This is a genomic window from Phascolarctobacterium succinatutens, from assembly GCF_023497905.1.
GTDB classification, from domain to species: Bacteria; Bacillota; Negativicutes; order Acidaminococcales; family Acidaminococcaceae; genus Phascolarctobacterium_A; species Phascolarctobacterium_A succinatutens.
Window position 1 is genome coordinate 78,743 of sequence record NZ_CP097284.1, and the last position, 24,480, is coordinate 103,222.

Genomic DNA, 24,480 nt, shown 5'->3' on the forward strand with positions numbered 1-24,480 from the left:
ATGTGGGAGCATATTATCGGCCACACAGAACAGAAAAAATTTCTGCAGAACTATCTGCAGGCCAAGGAGCGTCCGCATGCATTGCTGTTCAGCGGTGCTGCCGGCTTGGGCAAGCGCACGCTGGCTCTGGAATTTGCCAAGGCACTGCTGTGCTTTCAACATAACGGCACAGACGGCTGCGAGGCCTGCAGGCTGATGAATCTGCAGGACGGCAATCTGAGCCATCCGGATTTCGTACTGGTGCAGCACGAATGGGATGATAAAAAAGACCGTTTAAGAGATACGATTATTATCGACCAGATCAGGGAGCTGACGGCCAAAACGGCGCTGGCACCGGTGATGTCACCGACGCGTGTGTGCATTGTTGAGGATGCGGATACCATGGTTCCCGCCGCAGCCAATGCTTTTTTGAAGCTGTTGGAGGAGCCGCCGGCCGGCTGGGTGATTATTTTGCTGGCAGCCAATGTCAACAGGCTGTTGCCGACTATTATGTCGCGCGTGGTGCAGCTGCGCTTTCAGGCAATCGAGCCGCAGCTGGTGGAGCAGGAGCTGCAGGCAAGGCAGATAGAGCCTGCCAAGGCCGCGGTATTGGCGCGTATCAGCGAAGGCTCAATCGGCTTGGCGCTGAATTTAGCTGCAGCCAAGGGGCAACTGGATGTATTTGAATGCCGTAAGCAGGCGGCAACCTTTTTGGAGGCCTTGCCCTTGGCGATGCCGATGAATTATCTGGCCGGACGCAGTTGGCTGGACAAAAAGGTGCAGCGCGAGCAGGCACTGCTGCTTGTGCAGCTGTGGCAGCTGCTGCTGCGCGATTTAATGATGTGCAATTTGCAGCTTTATGATAGAATATATAATATAGATTTACTGGATGAACTTAAAAGCCAGAGCAGCGGCTGGCAGCTGTCGGCGCTGAAGCAGGCTTTAGTGATTGTACAGGAAGCATATGACGCATTGGTGAGCAGTGTCGGTATGAAAACGGCATTGGAAACCATGGCGCTTAAAATAGATAAAATTTATAAGGAGTGATATTTTATGCCGACAGTAGTAGGCATTCGCTTTAAAAAAGCGTGCAAGATATATTATTTTGACCCGGCGGAAACAGGTGTAGCAAAGGGTGATTTCGCTATTGTAGAAACAGCTCGCGGTGTGGAATACGGCGAAGTTGTTATCGGACCGCGTGAGGTTGATGACAAGCAGATTGTTTCCCCGCTCAAGCCGGTTATGCGTAAAGCAACAGCCGATGATGACATGAAACTGGCAGAAAACAAAATCCGTGAAAAGGAAGCGTTCAATATCTGCCTGCGCAAAATCAAAAATCATGCTCTGCCCATGCGTCTGATTGACGTAGAGTTTACCTTTGATGTGAATAAGATTATTTTCTACTTCACTGCTGACGGACGCATTGACTTCCGTGAGCTGGTTAAGGACCTGGCGGCAGTTTTTCGTACCCGTATCGAGCTGCGCCAGATCGGTGTGCGCGATGAGGCCAAGATGCTGGGCGGTATCGGCAGCTGTGGCCGTCCGCTGTGCTGTGCAACCTTTTTAGGCGACTTTGAGCCTGTATCTATCCGCATGGCCAAGGAACAGAGCCTGTCCCTGAACCCGACGAAGATTTCCGGCATCTGCGGCCGTCTGATGTGTTGCCTGAAGTATGAAAACCATATGTACTGCAAGCACGGTTGCAACGGCTGCGGTCGTAGCGAGCGTATTGAAATTCCCAAGATGGGCAGCAAGGTAGTGACTACTATGGGCGAAGGCAAGGTAGTAGGCATCAATCGCAAGGAGCGTACCGCTGCCGTACAGCTTTCTCCGGATAATACTATTCAGGTGGAGTGGGAAGAGCTTGTAGATGCTTCCCAGGCTGACAATGTCTGAGCAGGAAAACAGCCTGCGCTGTGATTATGTGCCGGGCTGCGGCTATAAAATCTGGCAGGATGCCAAGGAATTCTGCTATACTACGGATGCCATATTTTTAGGCAACTTTCCGCATGTTGTGCGTAAGGCAAAAGTGTTGGAGCTGGGCTGCGGCACCGGTGCAATCAGTATGCTGCTGGAAAGCAGAGGCGCCGCAGAGGTGACGGCGCTGGACTGCAATCCGCAGGTAACCAGATTGGTACGCCAAAGCGTTGCGGATAATTCCCTGCAGGATAAGTTTACTGTTATAGACGGTGATTTGCGCAATTACAAGCAGCTGCTGCAGCCGGAAAGCATGGATTTGGTGGCTTCCAATCCGCCCTACCGCAACAGCGGCAACGTGCGCCAGGTAGGCACTGCTGCCTGCCACGAGGTTACCTCGACGCTGGAGGATTTCTTCAGGGCGGCGGCTTTTGCTGTGCGCTATCGCGGACGCTTTGCTTTGGTGCAGCTGCCGGAGCGCTTTGCCGAAAGCATGCAGCTGGCGCTGAAATATGGCCTGCAGCCGAAGCGTTTGCAATGGGTGCATTCCAAAATTGATAAGCCTGCCTGGATTTTCCTAATGGAAATGCAGAAGGGCGGTAGCTACGGCTTGGATGTTCTGCCGCCGCTGATTATGTATAATCAGGATGGCAGTTATACGGAGCAGGTGAAAAAATTCTATGAGCCTGCTGTTAAATAATCTCAATGGACGGGAAAATGTTAGAATATAAGTAGTCTATATGCTAACAAATTATACATTTTAGATACGCGAAAATGCTGTAAATGTCACGTATTTGACGCTTCCTGCTGTTTTATGTTAAAATAATTATCGGATTAAGGAGGTTTTTATGATTAAGCATATATGCAGATTACATTTAAATTGTTTATTATCTGCCGTTATCCTTATGCTGATGGTACCCTTCCTGACCGGTTTTGATATTTCACAGCAGGTGACTATTCTTTATGATGGTCAGACCAAGGAAGTGCGTACTAGTGCAGTAAAGCCTGGCAAAATTTTGCAGGAGGCCGGCATTGTCCTGGAGAAGGGCGATGGCTGGAAGCTGCAGAATACCAAAAGGGTACAGAACGGCAGTGTGATTGAGGTACTGCGCGGCAAGCCCTTTACTGTTATCCGTGGCAATGAAACGGTAGAATACAAAAGCTGCAAGCCGACTGTAGGCGAAGCGCTGAAGGATTTGGGCATCTCCTACAAAAAGGAGCGTGTTTATCCGGATGTGGATGAGCCGTTCAAGGAAGGCATGCAGGTTTATATTTTGAATGCCGATGAGGAGCTGCAATTCAGTGAAGCGAGTGTAGATATTCCGGTGAAGTATGAGGACGATTACAGTCTGAACTTCGGTACGGAAAAGATACATGTTGAAGGCAAGGCCGGTACAGCGAAGGTTGTTTCCAAAAAGGTGAAAAACGGTGATGGCAGTCATTCCGTACAGGAGCTGACACGTCATGTGCTGATTGAGCCGGAAACAAAGGTTATCCGCAAGGGTATGGCGATGAGCGTCTATACTCCTGAGGGCTATAAGCACTATACGAAAAAAATCAGTGCCCATGCCTCTGCTTATGTAGCAACAGGCAGCCGTACTTCTATCGGCCTCGTTCCGTATGAAGGTATTGTGGCTGTTGACCCGCGCTTCATTCCGTATTATACAAAAATGTATATCCCCGGTTATGGTATCGCTATGGCCGGTGATACCGGTGGCGATATGGTTCACCACAGAGTAGATTTGTTCTTTAATGATTATCATCGTGCTATCCAGTGGGGCAGACGCGATGTAGATATTTATATTTTAGCTGATTAAGGTGGAATTTATCTGATGCTTAAGGAAGTGCTCGTAGTAGAAGGAAAAATGGATACGGTGGCAATTGGTAAGGCGCTGGAGGCGGATACTATCGAAACCGGCGGCTTTACCTTGGCACCCTATACTTTGCGCCAGATTGAGGCTGCGTATAAAAAACGCGGGATAATTATCCTGACTGATCCTGACGGTGCCGGTGAGCGCATTCGCCGCTTTCTGACGGAGCGCTTTTCGGAAGCAGGGCAGGCGTTTATTCCTAAGCGTCAGGCAACTGCCAATAATGATGTAGGCGTGGAGCAGGCGCAGCCGGAGGCTATTTTGGAAGCTCTGGCTAAGGTGCGTCACCATGAATATCGTCCGCAGCAGGAATTTACCATGCGTGATTTGTTCCAAAATAATCTGAACGGCAGCGAGAGTGCTTCTGTGCGCCGTGATGCGCTGGGTGCCGAACTTGGTATAGGCTATGGCAATGCCAAACGCTTTTTGGAACGCCTGAATCATTATGGCGTGAGCCGTGAAGAATTTACGGCTGCTTTAGAAAAATTGGAGAGTGAAGAGTGAATAAACCCATTATTGCTTCTCCCCAGGTAACGAATCATATTCTGCACCGCTTTAAGCTGCGTGCCGATAAAAAGCTGGGGCAGAATTTCCTGATTGATGAAAATATCGTGCGCCGTATTGTAGAAGCAGCAGAGCTGTCCCCTGCGGATAAGGTGCTGGAGGTAGGCCCGGGCATCGGTACGCTGACGCAGGGGCTGGCAGAAAGCGGTGCCGATGTTGTGGCGGTAGAGCTGGATAAACGCCTGCTACCGGTACTGGATGTTACGCTGGAGGGTTATGACAATGTTCGCATCGTCAATGGCGATATCCTGCAGGTAAATATTATGGAAACGGTGGCAGCACCGGAATTTAAGGTGTGCGCTAACCTGCCGTATTATATTACTACGCCGATTATTTTTGCCCTGCTGGAAAAGCGCCTGCCTATGGAACGCTTAGTTGCTATGGTGCAGAAGGAGGTTGCCGAACGCATGGCTGCCAAACCCGGCAGCAGAGATTATGGTGCGCTTTCGGTAGCTATTCAGTATTACACCGAGCCGGAGATAGCGTTTATCGTACCGCCGACCTCGTTTATTCCCGCACCGGCTGTTGATTCGGCTGTTATTGTGTGCAAGCGCCGCTCCGAGCCGCCTGTAAAGGTGTGCGACGAAGCGCTGTTCTTCCGCATTGTGAAGGCAGCCTTTTCTCTCAGACGCAAGATGCTCAGCAATTCGCTGAAGAATATGGGTATTAACTCCGAGCAGTGTTCGCAGTGGCTGCAGCGCGCCGGCGTAGACGGCAAGCGCAGAGCGGAAACGCTCAGCTTGGAGGATTTTGCGGCATTAACTAATACCTTTAGTGTAGAAAAGTAAAAAATAAAAAAAGTTAGGCTACAAAACAGCAGAGAAAATGTAATGATGTTTACACTTTCTCTGCTGTTTTTGGCTTTAAAGGGACTGTATTATTCCTGCTGTGCATTATTAATATTCCAATAAAGCATAACTGATATAAAATTAATTGCCACATGCCCAAACGTTATAACTTGACCTCTTGAAAATTCTGACAGAATAGTTTATATTATAACTACAGGGAATAATAAATATTCCCTAAGGTTTGCGCGGCGCTTCACCTCCCACAATGAAAGCGAGGTAAGTATTATGGAAAAGCTATTAGCAAAAATGTATGAGCAGTCAGAAAGCAAAGCAGAAAAGAAGCAGTACCGGGTGCTGAACGCACTCAAGGCTGCAGCCTTCTTAAATCTGGCAGTTTTCTACTTCCTGTATAATATCAATGTAGCTCAGGGTACTAATCCTGCTTGGGATTATGCCTGGTGGCAGCGGCTGACGCTGTGGAGCATTGTTGTTCTGTGCGGTATGACCTTCAGCCAGGGCAGCAATTACCTCAAATGGGGATTGGGCCTTTTGGGTGTAGGTACTGCGATTTCGCTTTGCACCTATCTTTTTACACCGCAGCATCCCATTTATTTCGGCATCTTTACCTTCCTTGGTCTTGCATATCTGGTAGTACAGCCCATTCATTGGTGGCTGCAGAAGTCTCCCGGTTCCTGCGGTTGGCTGTTATCTGCAATAGCCTATGATTTGACAAGGCATCTTACCGATGGCGTGATCATCTGGCAGGGTAAGATAATTGGACATCTGCCGTCCTTCCTGTACGGTGACTGGAACGTATGGCTGGGGCTGCCCGGTGCAGAATTTGTCTCGCTGGAGTATGTGCCTTTCCTGCCTAATATCTTCTTATTCTTGTGCGGCCTCTACCTGTTCCAGTTTATGTCCGAGCATGAAAAAGGACAAGCTTATCTGAAAAAGCTGAGCTAACTAAAAAAACCTTTCTTTAAAAGTCAATTTGCATAGAAATTCTCGTAGTTATACAGTTTATTTGCATATGGTGTTATCTCTCTGCTTATTTCTTCTTAACCTTTAACACCCCATGCTTTTAGCCAATGTCCCAACAAAGCTAATCTCCCCGGACTCATAATTAACGAGAGAGAAAGAAGAAAATCCTCCGTAGCTGGCGAGCTATCGGAGGATTTTTCTTTATGGCTGATTCAATTTAAAGCTGTCTAAGGAATAAATGGCCTGGGGCAGATAGTTATCTGCCTGCAGCGCAGGCATTACGTACAGCAGCTGGTAGGTTTTGCCGTTCTGCTGAGCTTCTGCGGTCAAAAGCAGCTTGTTGCCGTGATAATCATTGTGGGCACTCAGGCGGCAGGTCCAAATTAACTGATGGCCATGCTGCCATTGCCAGTATACTTTGGCATTTTCATAGATCGGCAGAGCTTCTGTTGCCTTAAAGCTTGCAGTGTCCGTAGGGTCAAGCACGGTTGCTGCCAACATCAGAGTGTTGCCTGCAGTGCGCACCAGCATAGCTCCTTCGGCTTGCGGCAGGTCTGCCAGCGGATTTTTACCGAAGGACTTAGGCACTGCTATACTATAGCCGCCGGCTTCACTGCTGACGCTAATGAAATCACTTGCCTGCGGTGTACGCATGAACTGCCTGGGCAGAGGCGGCTTGCCTACCAGATTCAGCTTTGGCTTAGGCTTGGGCTTATCTGCAGGCGGCACAGGCTCATTGCTGATAACAGGCGGTTTAGCTGCAGTGTTTGCAGCAGCTGGTGTTGTTGGCACTTCTGCCATAGGTGCTTTTGCTTCATTCACTGTCGTGGGCGCTTCGGCTGCTGTTTCTTCCTGCTTTGGCGTTGCCGGTACAGTAGGAGCAGTGCTTACGATGTTATTGTCTGCAGCGTGTTCCTCTGCTTGGGAAGTGTCAATACTGCTTTCGGCTTCCGTCGGCTCAGCCTGTTGAGCCGGAGAGGTGGAAACTACAGTAGGCTGCGTAGCATAATTTGGCAGTTCCTCGGCTGTAGCTGCAAAGCTGCTGCCTGCAAGGCTGAGCAGCAAAGAGCAGATTAAGACTGTGCGCCTCATAGTTTATTGCAGACTTCGTTGATGGCTGCTTCGTCTACACGCATAGCGGCGATAGTTTTTTCCATCAGCTCGTCTAAAGGCCAGCCAAGGATATCGGAACCTTGTTTGATTACATCGCGGCTGCAGCCGGCTGCAAAGTGTTTATCCTTAAATTTTTTCTTCAGGGATTTCAGCTCCATGTCCTGTACGCTTTTGGAAGGGCGCATCAGGGCAGCGGCGCCGATTAAGCCGGAAAGCTCATCGATAGCGAAAAGCACTTTTTCCATCTGATGCTCCGGTTCGATGTTGGCAGCAGTCAGGCCCCAGCCATGGCTGGCAGTGGAACGGATAATGCTTTCGTCTACGCCGTGCTCGCGCATCAATTCCTGAGATTTTACGCAGTGCTCTTCGGGATACAGCTCAAAATCCAGGTCGTGCAGCAGGCCTACGATGCCCCAGTATTCCTCCTGATCTGCATAGCCAAGTTCCTTGGCAAAGTAACGCATAATGCCTTCTACAGTCAGCGCATGACGCAGATGAAAGGATTCCTTGTTATATTGACGTAATAAATTCCAGGCTTCTTCTCTGTTCATATTATTGTCCTCCTCATGCTTTGTTATTTTTCTATAAAATGCGGGTGCTTAGCTCGCTTTTAAATATTTTCAGCCTTCGGATGCTTGGTACGGTAATCGCTTATCATATCGTGCAGCGTAGTGTGGTCAACTACGCCGTCAATGGCCTGTTGAATTTTTTTGTAAAGACCGATGGTGATACAGGAGTCAAACTGATCGCAGGGGGTTTTGCAGTCCAGGCAGGATACGGGAGCAAGACTGCCCTCGACTGTGCGCAGGATTTCGCCGACAGTGTATTCATCAGGCGTGTGCGCCAGACGATAGCCTCCCTGAGCGCCGCGGGCACTTTGGACAAAGCCTGCTTTACTCAGCTGGTGAATAATTTGCTCTAAGTATTTATCGGAAATATTTTGCCGTTGGGCAACTGTTTTTAATGGTATATAGCTACCGGTGTGGTTGATTGCTAAATCGAGCATCAATCGCAGGGCATAACGTCCCTTGGTAGAAATTTTCATTACGGTCACAACCTTTCTAATGACTATATTCTACTATGAATTTAGTAGGAATTCAATAATGATTATCATATCTGTGTTATGCTGGCATAAATTAATGATTCTGCACACCGAATATGAAAATGCTAGTGCCATTTTATTACTTTTGTGTTAAAATACCCTTATACAACTATTTTTGGAGGAAGTAAGATGGAAAAAAATAAATTAGATAAAACCTTTAAGCATTATCTGGGAATTTTTACCGAGGATAAGGAATTGGGCAAGATTCTGAACAAGGTATCCTTCCAGGAATTATTCAATCCTAAGTTTTTGCAGGAAAACAGCAAATTTACTTCTATGGATGATATGATCTGGCGCAGCGGTTTTGGCATTATGAACCTGATGGAAGTAGAAAATGTTAATCAGGATAAGTGGAATGAGTATATTGCCAAAAATACCGAATGTGAAACCTGGCACGATTTTGGCAAGGTAGCAATGATTGACTGGATGAAAAACAAACTGGAAGAAGTAAAAAAATCCAAAAACTAAAATCTTCGTTGCCGGAGCTGAATGCTTCGGCAATTTTTGCCTTATGAGGGGAATGAACAATGGAAATAGTTTTACATGCATTAAACGGTGTGCTGACCATTATGCTGATGATTGCTGTCGGCTTTTATTTAGAGCTCAGGGGCTGGTTCAGCGAGGAAAGTGTGGCGCTGATTTCGCGTCTGGTGAATTATGTCTGCCTGCCTACATATATGCTGACCAATATTTTGGGGCAGTTTAAGCATGACCAGCTTATCACGCTTTCACATGGCCTGATTGTACCGGTTATTTCGATGCTGGCAGGCTATTTTATCAGCAGGCTGCTCGGACGTCTGATAGGTGTTCCGCGGGAGCACAGAGGAATTTTTTCTATCTGCGTCAGCTTTTCCAACACAATTTTTATCGGCCTGCCGTTAGGTATAGCCTTGTTCGGTGATGCCGGCGCTCCTTATATTATGATTTACTACATGGTAAACACAACACTTTTCTGGACTATCGGCTTTCATGATTTGGCAAGCAGCAATGGCGTAACCATGCCGCTTTTCAGCCGTAAGACACTGAAAAGCATTATGTCGCCGCCGCTTATGGGCTTTATGCTGGGCGTAGTGATGGTACTGCTGGAATGGAATCTGCCTGAGCCGGTATTCAAGTCCTTTCATTATCTGGGAAGCATGACTACGCCGCTGGCGATGCTGTTCATCGGTATTGCCATGAGCAAAACCCGTTGGGAAGAAATTGCCGTAGGCAAGGAGCTGGTAGTTGCTATGCTGGGACGCTATTTAATCTGTCCTTGGATAGTTTTCCTTATCCTGCCGTTTTTCCATCTGGAGCCAATGATGGAAAAGGTATTTGTAATTATGGCGGCCATGCCGGCGATGACCAATACGGCGATTGTGGCCAAAGGCTATGGCGGCGATTATAAATATGCTGCCATGCTGACGGCGGTAAGCACGGTGCTGGCGGTCTTTGCAATACCGTTTTATATGTGGCTGGTACACTGAAAAAGATTTGCTGTTATAAATGTCGCTGTTTGTGATAAAATAAGCATAGAGTGGTTTAAAATATAAATGTTGCAAATGAGGAGGACTGAATTATGGAGTATAATAAGCTGTCTGACGAAATAATTGCCAAGCTGCAGGCCTTGGTCGGCGTGCAGAATGTAGTGACGGATGCAGGGCAGATGGAAATATATTCCCATGATGAAGTAACTGACCCGGCCTATCATCATATGCCTGAGGCTGTCGTATTTGCGGAAAATGCACAGCAGGTGGCAGCTGTGGTCAAACTGGCGAATGAATATATCTTCCCGGTTGTGCCACGCGGCGCAGGCACAGGTCTTGCCTGCGGTGCAGTGCCCATTTACGGCGGTGTAGTGCTTTCGCTCGAAAAGATGAATAAAATTATCGAGGTTAATGCCGATGCTATGTACGCAGTTGTAGAGCCGGGTGTGCGCACCTCGGATTTGCAGGCTGCGGCTGAAGCTAAGGGAGCCTTTTATGCAGGCGACCCCTGCAGCGGGGATTCCTGTTTTATCGGCGGCAATGTGGCAACCAATGCCGGCGGCAACCGCGCGGTTAAATACGGTACTACGCGTCATCAGGTATATGCCGTTGAGGTGGTAAGTCCTACCGGCAAGATTGTGCAGCTGGGAGCACGCCTGCAAAAGCAGACTACAGGCTATTGCCTGGAGCAGCTGATAATCGGCAGTGAGGGTACTCTTGGTATCATTACACAGATTACAGTGAAACTGCTGCCGTTGCCTAAGTACAGCATGGATCTGCTGGCGGTTTTTGAATCCCCTGAGGATGCTATAGGCACGGTAAACAAGCTGATTATGGCCGGTATTATGCCTACTTGCGTAGAATACATGGATAATATCACTATCAAATCCGTAGAGCGTTATCTCGGTACAACTCTGCAGGGCAGTGACAAGGGCAATTATCTTATCGTAGAAGTGGAAGGCACCAGCGAGGATGACTTGGATGAAAAGGCGTGTACGATGGATGAAATTTGCTCGGAAAACGGTGCCGGCGATGTGCTGGTAGCGGAGCACGATAAAATTTGGCAGGCACGCAAGGCCTTCGCCGAAGCAGTGCGTGCGGAAAGTCTGATTGTCTGCAAGGAGGACGTTGTCTGCCCGGTAGATCATGAGCCTGCGCTGCTGGCGGAAATTTTGCGTCTGGCCGATAAATATCAGCTGGTAACACGCATTGCCAGTCATGCCGGTGACGGTAATATCCATCTGAATATCCTGAAGCAGGAGCAGGAGAATTATGCGGACTGGGATGCCAGAGTCAAAGCTAACCAGCAGGAGCTGTACCGCTTTATTTACGCACACGGCGGTCGCTTGAGCGGTGAGCATGGCATTGGCTATAAACGCAAACAGCTGATGGAAGAATTCACTAATCCTGATGAGCTGGAAATGATGCGGGCTATTAAAAAAGCCCTGGATTCCAATAATATTTTGAATCCGGGCAAAATTTTCGATATAGAGTAGCATATATTAAGCAAAAGGGCATTGCCAAGAGGTGATGCCTTTTTTGCTGCATTGATTTTTTATATATAACGCATAAACTATATTGATGTTTGGAAATACGTTCGCAAAGAATCGGTAAACAACAAACAAAAATTCATAAAAGTGTTGACAAAGTTTGCGCTGCACACTATAATATAAGCAAACAGAAATTTATTGGGTGGTGATAGATATGAAAAAGTTTTTAAGTATTATCTGCTGTGCTTGTTTCTTTTATGCCGGATATAGTGCTGTGTTTGCTGACGAACCTGTTTATAAGGAATATACGGTGACTGTCGCTGAGGGCGAAACGCTGTGGGAAATTGCCGGTCGTCATACAGAAGCGCGTGAGGATGTGCGGGAGGTTATTTTCCGCATCGAACAGGCGAACAAACTTAACTCTAAGCATATTTATCCCGGTCAGGTTTTGAAGGTGCCGCTGCGCGTTCATGATAACGGGCTGATGGTAGCGGAAAGATAAATGAGAATATAATATATAATAAGCAAAATGATAAGGGATGTTGTATCTGCAGGGTGGTACAACAGCCTTTGGTGCTTTCAATAAAGTATAACTCAGCAAGAACATCAGTATTATGATCTTTAAGGATACGGTTCGGCAGTGGGAAATGCGAGTTCCGGGCAGTAACAATCTCGTTACTTTAATTTCACAGAATGCTTGCAAGGCTTTTGACGATGCTTGTCGAATATAATAAATATTCGAGGAGGTATGCGTTATGAGAAATAAGAAATGGATTGCGGCAGCACTTGTGTGCGGTTTTGTTTTAGGTAACAGTATGCCTGCGGCGCAGGCCGGTATTTTGGATAAGGTCCTGAAGGGCGGCGTTATCGGCTATGCTGTAGATGCTACCGCTCCGGCATTGAATAATGCAATTAACTCTGTAACGGCCAAGTATGGTGTAAGCTCGACGGATGCTACGAAGGTAGTACCTGTTATTTCTGTCGGTGACGGCAGCCGTGCCGGTGCGGCACAGGTTTCCGGCCCGCAGTCAAAGGTTGACCAGGTGAAGGCGGCGCTGATGATTGAGCAGACACTTTTGGGAGTACGCTGCAAAGTGCTGATTCCGGTAGACAATGTGTCCTATCAAAATGTTAACCGTGTGCAGGGCGTTGGCGTGAGCGCTTCTCTGGACGTAAAGCTTTAAGAAGAGTGATATTGGTATAAAAAGTTGCTGGGATATAACTTAGCCTTAAATAGAAAAACCGGTGGAATTTTACTTGACGGTAAACCTCCACCGGTTTTTTAGTACATAAAGCACATAACAAGATTTTCTGTTAGGCTTAAATAATTGGCGATACATTCAATGCCATGGGGCCGTGTTTACCGCGTGAAAGATGATAGGAAACACGCTGGCCTTCCTGCAGACAGCGATAGCCGTCGGAACGGATGGCTGAAAAATGCACGAAAACTTCCTGACCATTGCGTGCCTCAATAAATCCATAGCCTTTGGTATTATTAAACCATTTTACTGTACCAATACTGAGCATAAATTAGCACCTTCTTAGATAAATTTTATACTAACAGCTGTTGTAATGGATTATAGCACATAATCTAACAGAATACAAGAAAAATTCAGAAAATTTAAGTAAATAAATTAGAGTAAGAAAAATCTTACTCTAAAATTACTCTAAAATGCTCCATTTGTCGAAAATATGTAGCCTGTTGCTGTAAAGCTGTATCCAGCGGCCAACGAGGATGGCTGCGGCAATCGTGCCTACGCCTACGCCGCGCATAGCACCGAAGTGCATAAAGGAAATTGCCAGGCTGATAGCGACGAGCGTGCAGTCGAAGCAGTTTTTGATGATGCTGAATCTAATTTTGCTGATAAAAGAAATAACCAGTACGATACCTTCACCGGCTGCAACGAAAATTTTAGCACGTATACAGAGAAAAACGCCTAAGGCAAGGATGATGGTGCTCAGAATACAGTCAAACCATTGCCAAAACAAGGTATCTGGTGCTACCCAGCTCAACAGGCTCATCGAAAAATCTATGCAGTAGCCGAAGGCGAGCAGTGTTGCCAGCTGGCCCAACAGCTTACGCCAGTAAAATTGCCGCAGCAGGATGGGCTGGGCGATGATAAAAAGTAAGTTCATGACGATGGTTATTTCACCGATGCTCCAGGGCATGAACATACTCATAACCCATGGTACGCTGGAAATAGGCGAAGTACCTAAATCAGCCTTACAGGAAAGAGCGATGCCGAGTGTCATGGTAAAGATACCGACGAGAAACATGCAGCAGCGCTGCGGAAAATATTGCTTGTGCAAGCTAAGAACCCCTTTGAAAAAATAAAAGACGCCTATGTACGGTAGTCATTACTGTACAAGAATGTTATATATATTATACCATTTTTTGTATGAAATACACAATACGGCTTGTCGGCGGGTGTAAAGCCTTTGCTTTTCAGCGGTTGATGTAGTACAATAATATATTGAAGAAATATATCCATAAAGGAGGATAACCTGTGATTCGTAAAACATCTGCCATGGTTGAGGCCAGTATTTTAGCTGCCGTTGCCATCGTTATGGCTTTGATAAGTATGTATGTGCCTGTGCTGGGTGCTTTTGTTAATTTTGTCTGGCCCTTGCCAATAGTTATCTGCGGCTGCCGTCACGGACTGAAGTGGAGCATTATGACGCTGCTGGTTGCTACCGTGATTATCGCGATGATTATCAGCCCAATTAATGCCTTTTTCCTGGCGGCTATTTTTGGCCTTTTGGGCCTGATTTTAGGCGAGTGTATGCGACGTCATCTGCCGCCGATGAAAATGATGCTTTACGGCAGTGTCGGCGCTGTAATTGCGTTGGTGCTGAATATCGTGCTTAGCTTCTGGGTACTTGGTATTGACCCGATTGAGATGATGTTCAGCTCCTTCCACCAAAGCCTGGAGCAGCTGACGGTTTATTACCGCGAGCATGGCATGAGCGAGGCCGATATCAAAAAGACTGTCGACGGTTATGCTGAAATGCTGCGCATGATGCGCATTATCATGCCGGGTGCATTCATGATGTGTGCGCCGTTGATGGCTTTTGTGAACTACATGGCAGCAAAAAAGATTCTTACGAAGTTGGGTGAAAGCTTTGAAGCCTTCCCGCCGTTTACGATGCTGCAGGTTCCCGGCTGGATTTTGTGGCCTTATGCTGCGTCTTTGTTTGCGGTAACTTATTATTATCAGCATGATCAGGCAAGCTGGATGTATACGCTGTCTGTCAATGTACAGACGGTCTGCAGCTTTGTGCTGGTTTTGCAGGGCATTGTGCTGCTGTACTGGTTTGTAGAAACAAAGCACAAGCCGCGCTGGTGGGCCAATATCGGTATAGCGCTGCTCTTTATAGTGCCTATCTTTACTCAGATTATGGTTTATGTAGGTGCCTTTGATATTGTTATGGACTTCAGGAAAATCCGTCCTGCAAGCAGATTCAGAAAACAAAGGTAAAGTTCGGCAACTGTGCCGGATTTGAGGTGAAAATAATGTTCAGTAGGTTTAACCGGAATATGAATTCCAAAGCAGATACTAATATTTATTTGCTGATAATTGTGCTGCTGGCAATATTAGTCTGCTATCTGCAGCCTAAGCTGATTTTTCCTGCACTGATTCTTTTTGGCGTTATCTATTATTTCAGCCGCCAGAATCTTATTAACAGGGAAATCTTCTTCAGCAGTTATCTGGATAATATTATCCGCAATATTGAACGTACCAACCATTTTGCGGTGCGCAAGCTGGATGTAGGCATTGCAGTTTTTTCCAAAGATGGCAAGCTGCAATGGAAAAATGAATTATTTGCCGCCTGGACAGGCAAAAGTAATCTGGAGGGCAAAAAGCCTGAGGAAATTCTGCCGTTGGCACAGAATGCTTTTGAGCTGATGAGCGTGCGTGACGGAGAGCAGGTTATTCAGATTGAAGACCACTATTATCGTATGCGCTATTACAGTGTAGAAACGCAGGAGCGTCACAGCAAAAAGGAAAATACCTCTAGCGGCCTGATGCTGTATCTGACGGATATCACGGATTATGAGCTTTTGCGCCAGAAATACAGCAATGATAAGCTGTGCCTGGCTTATGTGCGCTTTGATAACTACGAAGAGGTTATGCGCGGGCTGAGTGAAACCAATATGGCCAATTTGAATGGCGAAATCAATGAGCTGCTGACCAAGTGGGCTGCCTCTAAGCAGGGCTTTATCTGCCGCATGAACAAGGAAAGCAGCCTGATGGGCTTTTCCATGTCTGCCGTAATGGATATGATGGAAGATAAGTTCATGATTCTCGATAAGGTTCGCGAAATCCGCAGTGGTAATAAAATACCGCCGACTGTAAGTATAGGCGTAGCCTGTGACGGCGTTACGCTGGAGGAGCTTATCGGCAATGCCAATAAGAGCCTGTATCTGGCATTAGGACGCGGCGGTGATCAGGCTGTTGTTATGAAGGATAAGGATACGCAGTTCTTTGGCGGCACGAGCAGTGTCGGTGCCAAAAGTACGCGTGTACGTGCCCGCATCGTGGCGCAGACGATTCATGAGCAGATGCTGCAGGCTGACCGTATCTTTGTTATGGGACACGTTAATGAGGATTATGATGCCATCGGCGCTACCATTGGTATGGCTAAGCTGGGCCTGTCGCTGGGCAAGGAAACCTATATTGTCAGCAGCGAGCATAACGCTTATTATAAGCGTATTACCGAGGTGCTGGATAATGAGAATATCATTCTTTCGGCTAACGAAACAAAGTATATAGATATTATGCGGAGCGGTGCCGATGCTTTACCGTTGGTTACCAATAAGAGCCTTTTGGTTATCGTCGATCATCACCGTGAGGTGCTTTCGGCCAGCAAGGCTGTGCTGCAGGCTTGCAGAAACCGCATTATCATCGACCATCACCGTCGTGCCGAGGATATTATCGGCGATACAACGCTGCTGTATCTGGAGCCTTCCAGCTCGTCTACCAGTGAGCTGGTAACGGAGCTGATTGGTTACTTTGATGACCGGCTGGATATTACGCCGGCGGAGGCAACAGCCTTGTATGCCGGTATTGTACTGGATACGAAAAACTTCAATGTGCAGACAGGCGAGCGTACCTTTGAGGCTGCCGCTTTGCTGCGCCGCTGCGGTGCTAACCAGAATCTGATACGCCAGCTGTTTAAGGATGATTTGAGCTTTGTACAGCAGAAGGCTAAGCTGATAGCCGGAGCAAGAATGCCGATACCCGGTTTATCTGTTGCAGTTATGCGTAATGCCGATAATGATACTATGTCTTCCGTGCTTGCCGCGCAGACAGCGGATACTCTGATTACCATTGAGAGTGTAGCTGTAGGCATGGCAATTGTTGAATATAAAGATGGTTCCCTGAGCATAAGTGCCCGCAGTGACGGCAGCGTCAATGTGCAGGTAATTATGGAAGAGCTGGGTGGCGGCGGTCATCAGACGGTGGCCGGTGTGCAGCTGGCAAATAAACGTGCCAGGGATGTAGAAGCGCAGATTATTGCGCTGACTAAAAAACAGTTAGAGGAGTGTCGAACAGATGAAAGTAATTCTTTTACAAGATGTTAAAAGCTTAGGCAAGAAAGGTGAAATCGTAGAAACCGCCGAAGGTTATGGCCGCAACTACCTGCTGCCGCGTAAATTGGCTAAGGAAGCTACCGTAGCTAACCTCAACCAGGCTAAACAGGACCAGGCAACCGCTAAGCATCGTGCAGCTCAGGCTAAGGATGAGGCTGTTGTTTTGGGCGCGCAGGTAGAAAAGGTTGTAGTAACTATGAAGGTACGCGTGGGTGAAAACGGTAAAATGTTTGGCTCCGTAACCTCCAAGGACGTTGCTGAGGCTTTGATTAAACAAACCGGTCTGAACATTGACCGTCGTAAAATCGAGCTGAAATCCGCAGTTAAAGGCTTAGGCGAATACACCGCTGTTGCTAAGCTGCATACCGATGTAACTGCTACCTTCAAGGTTATGGTAGTTGCCGAATAATTTCAGAGCGAAGCTGATGCATGTGGCAGTCGCCGGTGGCGGCTGCCACTTTTACTTTGATGCACACACTGGTAAAATGGTCGTTGACCCTGCTACCTTCCATTATGTAGCACAAAAGCCGACAGGCTTTTTGGATTTCTTTACTTCCATCAACAAGGGCTTTAAGGGTGGCATCACCATTATCGCCTTCCTGTTTATGGTTGGCGGTTCGTTGAACATTCTGCCCAAGACCGGCGCCATTGTTGCCGGCCTCAGTGCTTTAGTTAAAAAAATACGCAATCACAGCATTCTGCTGATTCCGGTGCTGATGACTACTTTAATAAGCAGGCAATATAACGAATTTATAAAGGAAGTACGCTGCTGATATAGGCTGCTGGGAAAAATTAACTTTTACTAAGTAATTTATATCACAGGTACTTCCTTTTTTGATTATTTAGGTGTAAAATATTTGCTGTTCCGCAATTATTTTTGAATACTTGCGGAATATATGAGAATACAGGTCAAAAGATGATTTTGACCGACGAGAGATTTAAAAAAACTAAGCTAATCTGCAATGAGAATTATGAGAGAATGAGAGGGATGCAGATGGAAGTAGCAGGCTTTTTGGCCTTAGGTATTTTAGTCGGTTTATTGGGGGCGCTTTTAGGCATTGGCGGCGGTATGGTGATTGTACCGCTTCTGGTGTTTGCTTGGGATTATGAGCCGCAGCTGGCTATCGGTACTTCGGTGCTGATGGTATTGATGAATGCTGTTTCGGGGACCTGGGGGTATATCAGGCAGAAGAAGGTTTGCGTAGATGCGGCCTTGAAATTTGCCGTGGCTACCGTTCCCGGTGCATTTTTAGGCAGCTATGCCGCAGAATATCTGCAGGGCAGGCTTTTTTATCTGGTGTTCGGCGCTTTCTTTGTGCTGGCAGCGATAAATATGTATCGCAAGGCCAGTAAGAATGCGGCGGGTAAGACGGCCGGCGAGGTGCCGGAAGTCTATAACTGGAAGCTGGGCGTTCTTTGCAGCGTCGGTGTGGGTTTTTTAGCCAGCATTTTGGGCATAGGCGGCGGTATCGTCCACGTTCCCTTTATGGTTTATGTGCTGAATTTCCCGGTGCACGTGGCCATTGCTACTTCTACCTGCATTCTGGCAGTTTCCTCGCTTGCAGGCTTAGTTTCGCATGCTATGCTTGGGCATATTGTGTGGACCAGCGGTCTGGCGATCGGTGCGGGTGCCTTTGTCGGTGCTCAGGGCGGTGTAGCCTTGGCGCAAAGGCTGCAGTCCGGCATTTTGATGAAGCTGGCGAGTGTTCTGGTGCTGATTACCGGCATTAAATTTTTGTTGGATGCTCTATAAAGTGCAAGGTGTTTATAATTAAATATAGTACAGTAATAAGAGTTCAGTTTTGCATAAAAATGTGAGGCCAGATGTTAAAGTAATGACATCCGTCAGTTGTAACAATGTCATTGTTATGAAGAATACAGTGATGTAAATACATTACGGGGATCCTGAAGATACGCAAAAGCAGTCGCTATCATCGTTGATGATAGAGCGACTGCTTTTTTGCTGCCTGCAGCAACGCTTCAGGCGTTGCTTAGCAGTATGGTTATGTAAGCTGTGAAGAATACATATATTAAAACTGAACATAGTAAATTGATGAGAAATGAATATACTAATAAGCTCAGATGTAGGTATAATACTACACATAACCTATTATTTGCATATATTTTAGAGGTGTTCACAATGAACGAACGTTATAAATTAAATGCACAGCTGGCACAGATGTTAAAGGGCGGCGTAATTATGGATGTTACGACACTGGAGCAGGCGCGTATTGCGGAGGCAGCAGGTGCCTGCGCTGTTATGGCACTGGAAAAGATTCCTGCCGATATCCGTGCAGCAGGCGGCGTAGCAACTCCTGCGGATGCAGCACTGATGATGCAGCTGGGTGCCGAGGGCGTATTCGTAGGCTCCGGTATTTTCAAATCCGGCGACCCGGCAAAGCGTGCGCAGGCCATTGTTAAAGCAGTAACCAATTTCAACGATGCAAAAATGCTGGCAGAGCTGTCCGAGGATTTGGGCGAAGCTATGGTTGGCATCAACGAGCCGGAAATTCAGCTGCTGATGGCGGAGCGTGGTAAATAATGAAAATCGGCGTTTTAGCACTGCAGGGTGCGTTTATTGAGCACGTGCAGGCCTTGCGTCAGCTGGGCGCGGAAGCTGTAGAGCTGCGTCAGTTGCCGGATTTGGAGCAGCCCTTGGACGGCATCGTCCTGCCGGGCGGCGAAAGTACGGTGCAGGGCAAGCTGCTGCATGAGCTTGGTATGTTTGCACCGCTGCAGAAAAAAATAGCGCAGGGCTTGCCGGTACTGGCAACCTGCGCAGGTATGATTCTGTTGGCGGAAAAGCTGACGAACGACAGCAAGTTGCACTTGGCCACTATGCCGATTACCGTGAAGCGTAATGCTTACGGCAGGCAGCTGGGCAGCTTTTTTACCGAGGCAGAATTCGGTAAGCTGGGCAAGGTGCCGATGACCTTCATCCGTACGCCGTATATTGACAGCGTGGGGGATGGCGTAGAGGTGCTTGCTGCTGTAGATGAGCATATTGTGGCGGCACAGTACGGCAAGCAGCTGGATCTGGCCTTTCATCCGGAGCTTGACGTAGCCAAAAGCACGGGCATCCACGAATATTTTGTCAGCCTGTGTGTTGCGAAATAATTACAGCTTCAGATAAGGCTTCAGCACGGTAAACAGTGTGTCTAAGGCCGGATACAGCTTATCATCCGCCAGACCGGTGTAATTCATCAGCAGGGTGTGCGAGCTGTCGCCAACCTTTTCGTGATAATAGTCCGAAAGAAATTTAATCTGGATGCCCTTGGCTGCTGCAGCCTGCACAAGCTGAGAATCCTTGGCATCGGTAGCAAGATGCAGCAGAAAATGCAGACCGCTGTCCTCGCCTTCTACCGTAAGTGCGGGTGCAGCGTCGGACTGCGTGAGATACTGCAGCAGACGGTCGCGCTTGCTGCGGTAGTAGGTGCGCATTCTGTTGATGTGGCGTTCAAAATAACCGTCCTCGATAAATTTAGCGAGCGTAAACTGCTCAAAATTAGATACAGTACAGGAATAAAATCCGAGTTTGTCATAAAACAGCGATGCCAGGTGCGGTGGCAGCAGCATGTAGCTGATACGGAAGGTTGGTGCCAGCGTTTTGGAAAAGGTGTTGATATAGATAACCTTTTCTTCGGTATCAATGCTCTGCAATGGCGGAATAGGCTTGCCGAACAGGCGGAATTCGCAGTCGTAATCATCTTCGATGATATAACGGCTGCTTTTTTTTGCTGCCCAGTGCAGCAATTCGTAGCGGCGGCTGACAGGCATAACAATGCCGGTAGGGAACTGGTGCGAAGGGCTGATGTGCAGAATATCGGCACCGCTGTTTTCCAGAACATCGGCGCGGATACCATGGGCATCCATCGGCAGATAACGGCAGAAAACATCGTTGGCCTGATAAGCTGCTGCCAACTGCGGATAGCCTGGGTTTTCCAGCGCATAGACGTGGCTGCGTCCCAAAAGCTGTACGATAAGATTATACAGCGTCTGCGTGCCTGCGCCGATGATAATCTGCTCGGGCGCAATGTTCAGGCCGCGGAACTGGTAAAGATGACGGGCGAGCGCCTGACGCAGCGGCAAAACGCCGCCGGCGCTGGTGTCGCTGATGAGAGCGTGCTCGTCCGCTGTGGTGAGCGTGTTACGCAAAAGGCGTGCCCAGATGTTATAGGGAAAGGTGTCCGGCGGTACGCTGCTTTTGGCGAAGCTGACGCTTTGCGCCGTTGCTTGTGGTTTAAGTGACGGCGCTGCTTTGCGTTCTGCCTTTACCGGCAGAGGCTGCTGCTCAATGCGCGCCACGTAGTAACCGCGCTTGGGCTGCGAATAGATATAGCCTTCGACTACGAGCTGGGCGTAGGCATTTTCCACGGTGATGAGGCTGATGCCTAAATTTTTGGCCAGCATGCGCTTGGAGGGCAGCTTTTCCTCAGCATGGAGGACACCGTTGGTGATATCGTTTTTGATGCATTTGTAGAGATGAGCGTACATGCTCTCACCCTGTAAATCGGCAAAGCTGTAGGTTAGCATAGCAGAAAATCCTTTTTGACAGAAAAGCCCAAGAAAAATTTTGACTATAGTGAAATTCGGTATATAGGATAAATTGATAAGTTCAGATGAAAATATGATACTATGTATCGGGAAAAAAGTAAAGCAGACGGAAAAATAGCCGAAAATAATAAAAAATTTGCTTATTCCTATCCGAAAAACGCTTTTAGGGTAGGGGCAAATTGCCGGGTTTACCTTATAATAAAATTACCAAAAATACAGTAACTGCAGGAAATGAGGTGCTAATATGAAAAATTTAAAAAAGCTGACACTGTTACATTCCAATGACCTGCATGGCGATTTCCTGGCTGAAAGAATTGATAATAAGCTCGTCGGCGGCGTATCCATGCTTTCCGGCTATATCAATAAGGTAAGGGAAGAAGAAGAGAATGTTATCTACTGCATCGCCGGGGATATGTTCCGTGGCTCCGTAATCGATGCGGAATACAAGGGCGTATCGACCATTGAGATTATGAATCTGCTGGGACCGGACGTTGTGACCATCGGTAATCACGAGGTTGATTACGGTCTGGCGCATCTGCTGTTTATCGAAAAGTGCGCTAACTTCCCGATTATCAATGCGAACTTTCACATTCGCACGAATAACAAGCGTCTTTTCCAGCCGTTTTATATCGCACATATCGATGGTATGAAGATTCTCTTCATCGGCATCATTACCGAGGACGTACTGGCGCAGACGAAGATGGATAAGGTAATCGGTTCCTTTGTAGATATCTGCGAGGCGGCAGAGGAAATCGGCCGTATTTGTAATACCTACAATCCAATCGATATCGATTTTACGATTATTCTTACGCATATCGGCTTCGAAGAGGATAAAAAACTGGCGGCAATGCTTGATCCCGCTTGGGGTGTTGACGTTATTATCGGTGGTCATTCGCATACCTTTTTGGAGCATCCGGTAAAGGTTAATGATATTCTGATTGTACAGGCCGGAACAGGCACGGATCAGATCGGTCGTTTTGATATCATGGTAGATACCGACATGAATGCGGTCGATACTTATACCTGGTCGAACGTGCCTATCGATGAAACCCATTGCCCTCGTGATGAAAGCCTGGAAAACTTCATTATGCACTACAAAGATTTGACAGACAAAAAGTACGGCAGACTGGTTACCCGCTTTGCCCGCAAGCTGGAGCATCCTTCCCGAATTCAGGAAACTCCTCTTGGCAGCCTGGTAGCGGATGCGCTGCAGGAGAGCCTGGGCATTGATGTTATGCTGATGGGTTCCGGTGCTATCCGCAGCTATAATCTGGGACCGGTAGTGCTGTACAGCGACTTTACCGAATGCTTCCCCTATGATGAAGCGGTGTATATGCTGCCGGTTACCGGTGAGCAGCTGACACGCATGATTAAGCGCTTCCTGCGCGAGGAGGCCTTTACCGGCGAGCATACGGAATTTTATCAGCTGTCGCAGGGAATGCATGTAGTATGGAGCCGCAGCGGCCAATGCTTCAAGGAGCTGACATTTGGGAGAAAACCCTTGGGAGCGCAGCAGATTTATAAGATTGGTCTGTGCAAATATCACTACAGCAGCCTGAAGCCGTTTTTGGATATTACGCTGGAGGAGGCCGAAGCCAACGGCAGAGTACGCGTGCTGGCGACTTCGTATCGCGATGTGATCGAGGAATACTTTATGACGCATCAGCATCTCAAACGTGAGCTTGAGGGACGTCTGATTATTGAGGACTAAAGGTAATATAATAAGCATAAAAAAGTATCGTCCCGGAAAAAATGCCGGGACGATACTTTTTAGGGGTATGTAGGAAGAATAATATGTAAGATGTAAACAAGGCATCTGTAAGCTTAAGCTTTTGCCTCAGATATTAAGCATGATAGTAGCAAACAGTTTGCATCTGCTGAAGAGAGTATCTACAACAGCAAATTCTTCTGCCGTATGGTTGCGTACGCCCTGTACGCCGAGAGCACAGATTGTAGGAACGCCTGCAACTGTAGCATAGGCACTGTCGCTACCGCCGCCGACTGCTTTGGCTGTAGGTTGAGGTAAATTGCACTCTGCCGCTGCTTCCTGTACTAATTGGAGCAAAGCGGCTGTGCCGGGAACCTCGTCCATGGATTGGAATTCCGTAACAGTCTTGAGAACGGTTTTGGTATCGGGAACGTATTGCTTAGCCGCAATAGCCTGCAATTTGGGCAATACTTCTTCCAGTAAGGCATAGTCGGTATAGCGTGTGTCGCAGGTTAATTTTGCGTAGTCCGGTACTGCGTTGCTGACTGTGCCGCCTTCGAATAAACCTACGTTAAAGTTAATACCCTTGTCGAAATCAGTTAAGGCTTCGATATCAAGGCCCTTATGCATTAATTCAATGATGGCGCTGCGGCCGCTTTGCGGGTCATTGCCTACGTGTGCGCCGCGACCATAGGCTTCCATGGTAAATTCATATCTGCCCTTGCGTCTGGTGACAACACCCTGATCCAAGAAACCGGTTTCAAAGTTAAATGCTGCCAAAGCACCCTTGCTTTCCGCCAAAATTGTTTCGGAAGCATTGCTTAAGTAATGAGCTACTTCTTCATCGCCTGCAAGGATTACTTTAATACCATGCTTGGAATAATTATTTGCCAAAAGCACTTTTAAAGCTGTCAGCATGATAACAATGACGCCCTTCATATCAAGGCAGCCGGGGCCGTAGGCTTTTCCGTCAACAATTTTAAACGGACGCTCTGCTACGGTGCCGTCTTTGAATACGGTGTCCATGTGGCCTAATAAAACGATAAAATCTTTACTGGTATCGCCGATTTTACCTACCAGTGTGTTGCCTGCTTTTTCAAATTCTACCTGGGTTGTAGCAAAGCCAAGTGTTTTTAAAATGGCTTCGATTTTTTGTGCGATGAAGTCAACGCCTGCTTTGTTGCCGGAACCGCAATCAACGTTAACTAATTCCTGCCAAAGCTGCAGCATGTTTTCCTTTTCATCGTCTATCTGTTGCCAAATTTTGTTTTTGTCTAATAATGTATCTGACATTGTTTTTGCCCCCTCAAAATAATAAAAGACTAATAAAGGCTAAGACCTTTATTAAAGA

Annotated in this window: 27 protein-coding genes; 20 read left to right on the top strand and 7 right to left on the bottom strand. The window is 47.4% G+C overall.

The genetic code is table 11. From position 1 onward, the window contains the following. The 7 genes from M5E81_RS00395 (at nucleotide 1) to M5E81_RS00425 (ending at nucleotide 6,082) form a co-directional block, all read left to right on the top strand. Nucleotides 1-1,026 (top strand): DNA polymerase III subunit, encoded by a 1,026-nt coding sequence (locus M5E81_RS00395; RefSeq protein WP_009144415.1) that lies wholly within the window; start codon nucleotides 1-3, stop codon nucleotides 1,024-1,026. A 6-nt stretch (nucleotides 1,027-1,032) separates the two neighbouring features. Further along, nucleotides 1,033-1,875 carry a PSP1 domain-containing protein gene (locus tag M5E81_RS00400; RefSeq protein ID WP_249747590.1) on the top strand — a complete coding sequence of 281 codons (843 nt, stop codon included), beginning with the start codon at nucleotides 1,033-1,035 and terminating at the stop codon, nucleotides 1,873-1,875. Continuing rightward, the gene (locus M5E81_RS00405) at nucleotides 1,850-2,596 is read left to right on the top strand and encodes a tRNA1(Val) (adenine(37)-N6)-methyltransferase (RefSeq protein WP_040564425.1); all 747 of its coding nucleotides are present in this window, start codon (nucleotides 1,850-1,852) and stop codon (nucleotides 2,594-2,596) included. The genes M5E81_RS00400 and M5E81_RS00405 overlap by 26 nt, the downstream gene beginning before the upstream one ends. 148 nt (nucleotides 2,597-2,744) lie before the next feature. Beyond that, nucleotides 2,745-3,713, top strand: a complete 969-nt coding sequence (locus M5E81_RS00410; RefSeq protein WP_050787069.1) for a 3D domain-containing protein — start codon at nucleotides 2,745-2,747, stop codon at nucleotides 3,711-3,713. A gap of 15 nt (nucleotides 3,714-3,728) precedes the next feature. Beyond that, nucleotides 3,729-4,271 carry a ribonuclease M5 gene (rnmV, locus tag M5E81_RS00415; RefSeq protein WP_249747591.1) on the top strand — a complete coding sequence of 181 codons (543 nt, stop codon included), beginning with the start codon at nucleotides 3,729-3,731 and terminating at the stop codon, nucleotides 4,269-4,271. Further along, a complete protein-coding gene (gene rsmA, locus M5E81_RS00420) occupies nucleotides 4,268-5,119 on the top strand; it encodes a 16S rRNA (adenine(1518)-N(6)/adenine(1519)-N(6))-dimethyltransferase RsmA (RefSeq protein WP_009144410.1) in 852 nt (283 codons plus the stop codon). Before rnmV ends, rsmA begins: the two co-directional genes overlap by 4 nt. Before the next feature lie 285 nt (nucleotides 5,120-5,404). Beyond that, nucleotides 5,405-6,082, top strand: coding sequence for a heparan-alpha-glucosaminide N-acetyltransferase domain-containing protein (locus M5E81_RS00425; RefSeq protein WP_009144409.1), 678 nt, complete (start codon nucleotides 5,405-5,407; stop codon nucleotides 6,080-6,082). A gap of 219 nt (nucleotides 6,083-6,301) precedes the next feature. Here the strand turns inward: M5E81_RS00425 and M5E81_RS00430 are convergent, their stop codons facing one another. From M5E81_RS00430 to M5E81_RS00440, 3 genes are read right to left on the bottom strand one after another with little or no spacing between them, the layout of a single operon-like run. Beyond that, nucleotides 6,302-7,192 carry a hypothetical protein gene (locus tag M5E81_RS00430; protein WP_249747592.1) on the bottom strand — a complete coding sequence of 297 codons (891 nt, stop codon included), beginning with the start codon at nucleotides 7,190-7,192 and terminating at the stop codon, nucleotides 6,302-6,304. Next, complete coding sequence (locus M5E81_RS00435; protein WP_249747593.1) at nucleotides 7,189-7,764, bottom strand: hydrolase; 576 nt, start codon at nucleotides 7,762-7,764, stop codon at nucleotides 7,189-7,191. Before M5E81_RS00435 ends, M5E81_RS00430 begins: the two co-directional genes overlap by 4 nt. 59 nt (nucleotides 7,765-7,823) lie before the next feature. Then, the gene (locus M5E81_RS00440; protein WP_009144406.1) at nucleotides 7,824-8,258 is read right to left on the bottom strand and encodes an RrF2 family transcriptional regulator; all 435 of its coding nucleotides are present in this window, start codon (nucleotides 8,256-8,258) and stop codon (nucleotides 7,824-7,826) included. Between the two features lie 186 nt (nucleotides 8,259-8,444). Between M5E81_RS00440 and M5E81_RS00445 the strand changes: the two genes are divergently transcribed. From M5E81_RS00445 to M5E81_RS00465, 5 genes are all read left to right on the top strand, one after another. Next, nucleotides 8,445-8,783 (top strand): hypothetical protein, encoded by a 339-nt coding sequence (locus tag M5E81_RS00445; protein ID WP_009144405.1) that lies wholly within the window; start codon nucleotides 8,445-8,447, stop codon nucleotides 8,781-8,783. Between the two features lie 59 nt (nucleotides 8,784-8,842). Beyond that, nucleotides 8,843-9,781 (top strand): AEC family transporter, encoded by a 939-nt coding sequence (locus M5E81_RS00450; RefSeq protein ID WP_249747594.1) that lies wholly within the window; start codon nucleotides 8,843-8,845, stop codon nucleotides 9,779-9,781. Nucleotides 9,782-9,873: 92 nt separating this feature from the next. Continuing rightward, nucleotides 9,874-11,277, top strand: coding sequence for an FAD-binding oxidoreductase (locus M5E81_RS00455; protein WP_009145360.1), 1,404 nt, complete (start codon nucleotides 9,874-9,876; stop codon nucleotides 11,275-11,277). A 208-nt stretch (nucleotides 11,278-11,485) separates the two neighbouring features. Further along, nucleotides 11,486-11,773: a LysM peptidoglycan-binding domain-containing protein gene (locus tag M5E81_RS00460; protein WP_009145361.1), complete on the top strand. Its 288-nt coding sequence runs from the start codon at nucleotides 11,486-11,488 to the stop codon at nucleotides 11,771-11,773. Between the two features lie 253 nt (nucleotides 11,774-12,026). Continuing rightward, complete coding sequence (locus tag M5E81_RS00465; RefSeq protein ID WP_009145362.1) at nucleotides 12,027-12,455, top strand: hypothetical protein; 429 nt, start codon at nucleotides 12,027-12,029, stop codon at nucleotides 12,453-12,455. A gap of 136 nt (nucleotides 12,456-12,591) precedes the next feature. Here the strand turns inward: M5E81_RS00465 and M5E81_RS00470 are convergent, their stop codons facing one another. Together M5E81_RS00470 and M5E81_RS00475 are read right to left on the bottom strand one after the other, a co-directional pair. Next, nucleotides 12,592-12,798 (bottom strand): cold-shock protein, encoded by a 207-nt coding sequence (locus M5E81_RS00470; protein ID WP_009144586.1) that lies wholly within the window; start codon nucleotides 12,796-12,798, stop codon nucleotides 12,592-12,594. Between the two features lie 135 nt (nucleotides 12,799-12,933). Further along, nucleotides 12,934-13,581, bottom strand: coding sequence for a YczE/YyaS/YitT family protein (locus M5E81_RS00475; RefSeq protein ID WP_249747595.1), 648 nt, complete (start codon nucleotides 13,579-13,581; stop codon nucleotides 12,934-12,936). A gap of 197 nt (nucleotides 13,582-13,778) precedes the next feature. Here M5E81_RS00475 and M5E81_RS00480 point away from each other — a divergent pair, with 197 nt between their 5' ends. From M5E81_RS00480 to pdxT, 7 genes are all read left to right on the top strand, one after another. After that, nucleotides 13,779-14,750: a YybS family protein gene (locus M5E81_RS00480; protein ID WP_249747596.1), complete on the top strand. Its 972-nt coding sequence runs from the start codon at nucleotides 13,779-13,781 to the stop codon at nucleotides 14,748-14,750. A 59-nt stretch (nucleotides 14,751-14,809) separates the two neighbouring features. Then, nucleotides 14,810-16,858, top strand: coding sequence for a DHH family phosphoesterase (locus M5E81_RS00485; protein WP_249747597.1), 2,049 nt, complete (start codon nucleotides 14,810-14,812; stop codon nucleotides 16,856-16,858). Then, nucleotides 16,830-17,276: a 50S ribosomal protein L9 gene (rplI, locus tag M5E81_RS00490; protein WP_249747598.1), complete on the top strand. Its 447-nt coding sequence runs from the start codon at nucleotides 16,830-16,832 to the stop codon at nucleotides 17,274-17,276. The genes M5E81_RS00485 and rplI overlap by 29 nt, the downstream gene beginning before the upstream one ends. Beyond that, nucleotides 17,266-17,640 carry a hypothetical protein gene (locus tag M5E81_RS00495; RefSeq protein WP_148495298.1) on the top strand — a complete coding sequence of 125 codons (375 nt, stop codon included), beginning with the start codon at nucleotides 17,266-17,268 and terminating at the stop codon, nucleotides 17,638-17,640. The genes rplI and M5E81_RS00495 overlap by 11 nt, the downstream gene beginning before the upstream one ends. A 215-nt stretch (nucleotides 17,641-17,855) precedes the next feature. After that, nucleotides 17,856-18,620 carry a sulfite exporter TauE/SafE family protein gene (locus M5E81_RS00500; RefSeq protein WP_040564524.1) on the top strand — a complete coding sequence of 255 codons (765 nt, stop codon included), beginning with the start codon at nucleotides 17,856-17,858 and terminating at the stop codon, nucleotides 18,618-18,620. Between the two features lie 387 nt (nucleotides 18,621-19,007). After that, nucleotides 19,008-19,409, top strand: coding sequence for a beta/alpha barrel domain-containing protein (locus M5E81_RS00505; protein ID WP_249747599.1), 402 nt, complete (start codon nucleotides 19,008-19,010; stop codon nucleotides 19,407-19,409). Next, nucleotides 19,409-19,984, top strand: coding sequence for a pyridoxal 5'-phosphate synthase glutaminase subunit PdxT (gene pdxT, locus M5E81_RS00510; protein ID WP_009144577.1), 576 nt, complete (start codon nucleotides 19,409-19,411; stop codon nucleotides 19,982-19,984). The genes M5E81_RS00505 and pdxT overlap by 1 nt, the downstream gene beginning before the upstream one ends. Here pdxT and pdxR read toward each other — a convergent pair whose 3' ends face one another. Next, nucleotides 19,985-21,400, bottom strand: a complete 1,416-nt coding sequence (gene pdxR, locus M5E81_RS00515) for a MocR-like pyridoxine biosynthesis transcription factor PdxR (RefSeq protein WP_009144576.1) — start codon at nucleotides 21,398-21,400, stop codon at nucleotides 19,985-19,987. Nucleotides 21,401-21,665: 265 nt separating this feature from the next. On the opposite strand from pdxR, the gene M5E81_RS00520 reads away from it, so the two are divergent. Further along, entirely contained in the window at nucleotides 21,666-23,132 is a 1,467-nt protein-coding gene (locus tag M5E81_RS00520; protein ID WP_249747600.1) for a bifunctional metallophosphatase/5'-nucleotidase, read from the top strand. A gap of 126 nt (nucleotides 23,133-23,258) precedes the next feature. Here the strand turns inward: M5E81_RS00520 and M5E81_RS00525 are convergent, their stop codons facing one another. Continuing rightward, nucleotides 23,259-24,422: a M20 family metallopeptidase gene (locus M5E81_RS00525; RefSeq protein ID WP_249747601.1), complete on the bottom strand. Its 1,164-nt coding sequence runs from the start codon at nucleotides 24,420-24,422 to the stop codon at nucleotides 23,259-23,261. Nucleotides 24,423-24,480: the final 58 nt, after the last annotated feature.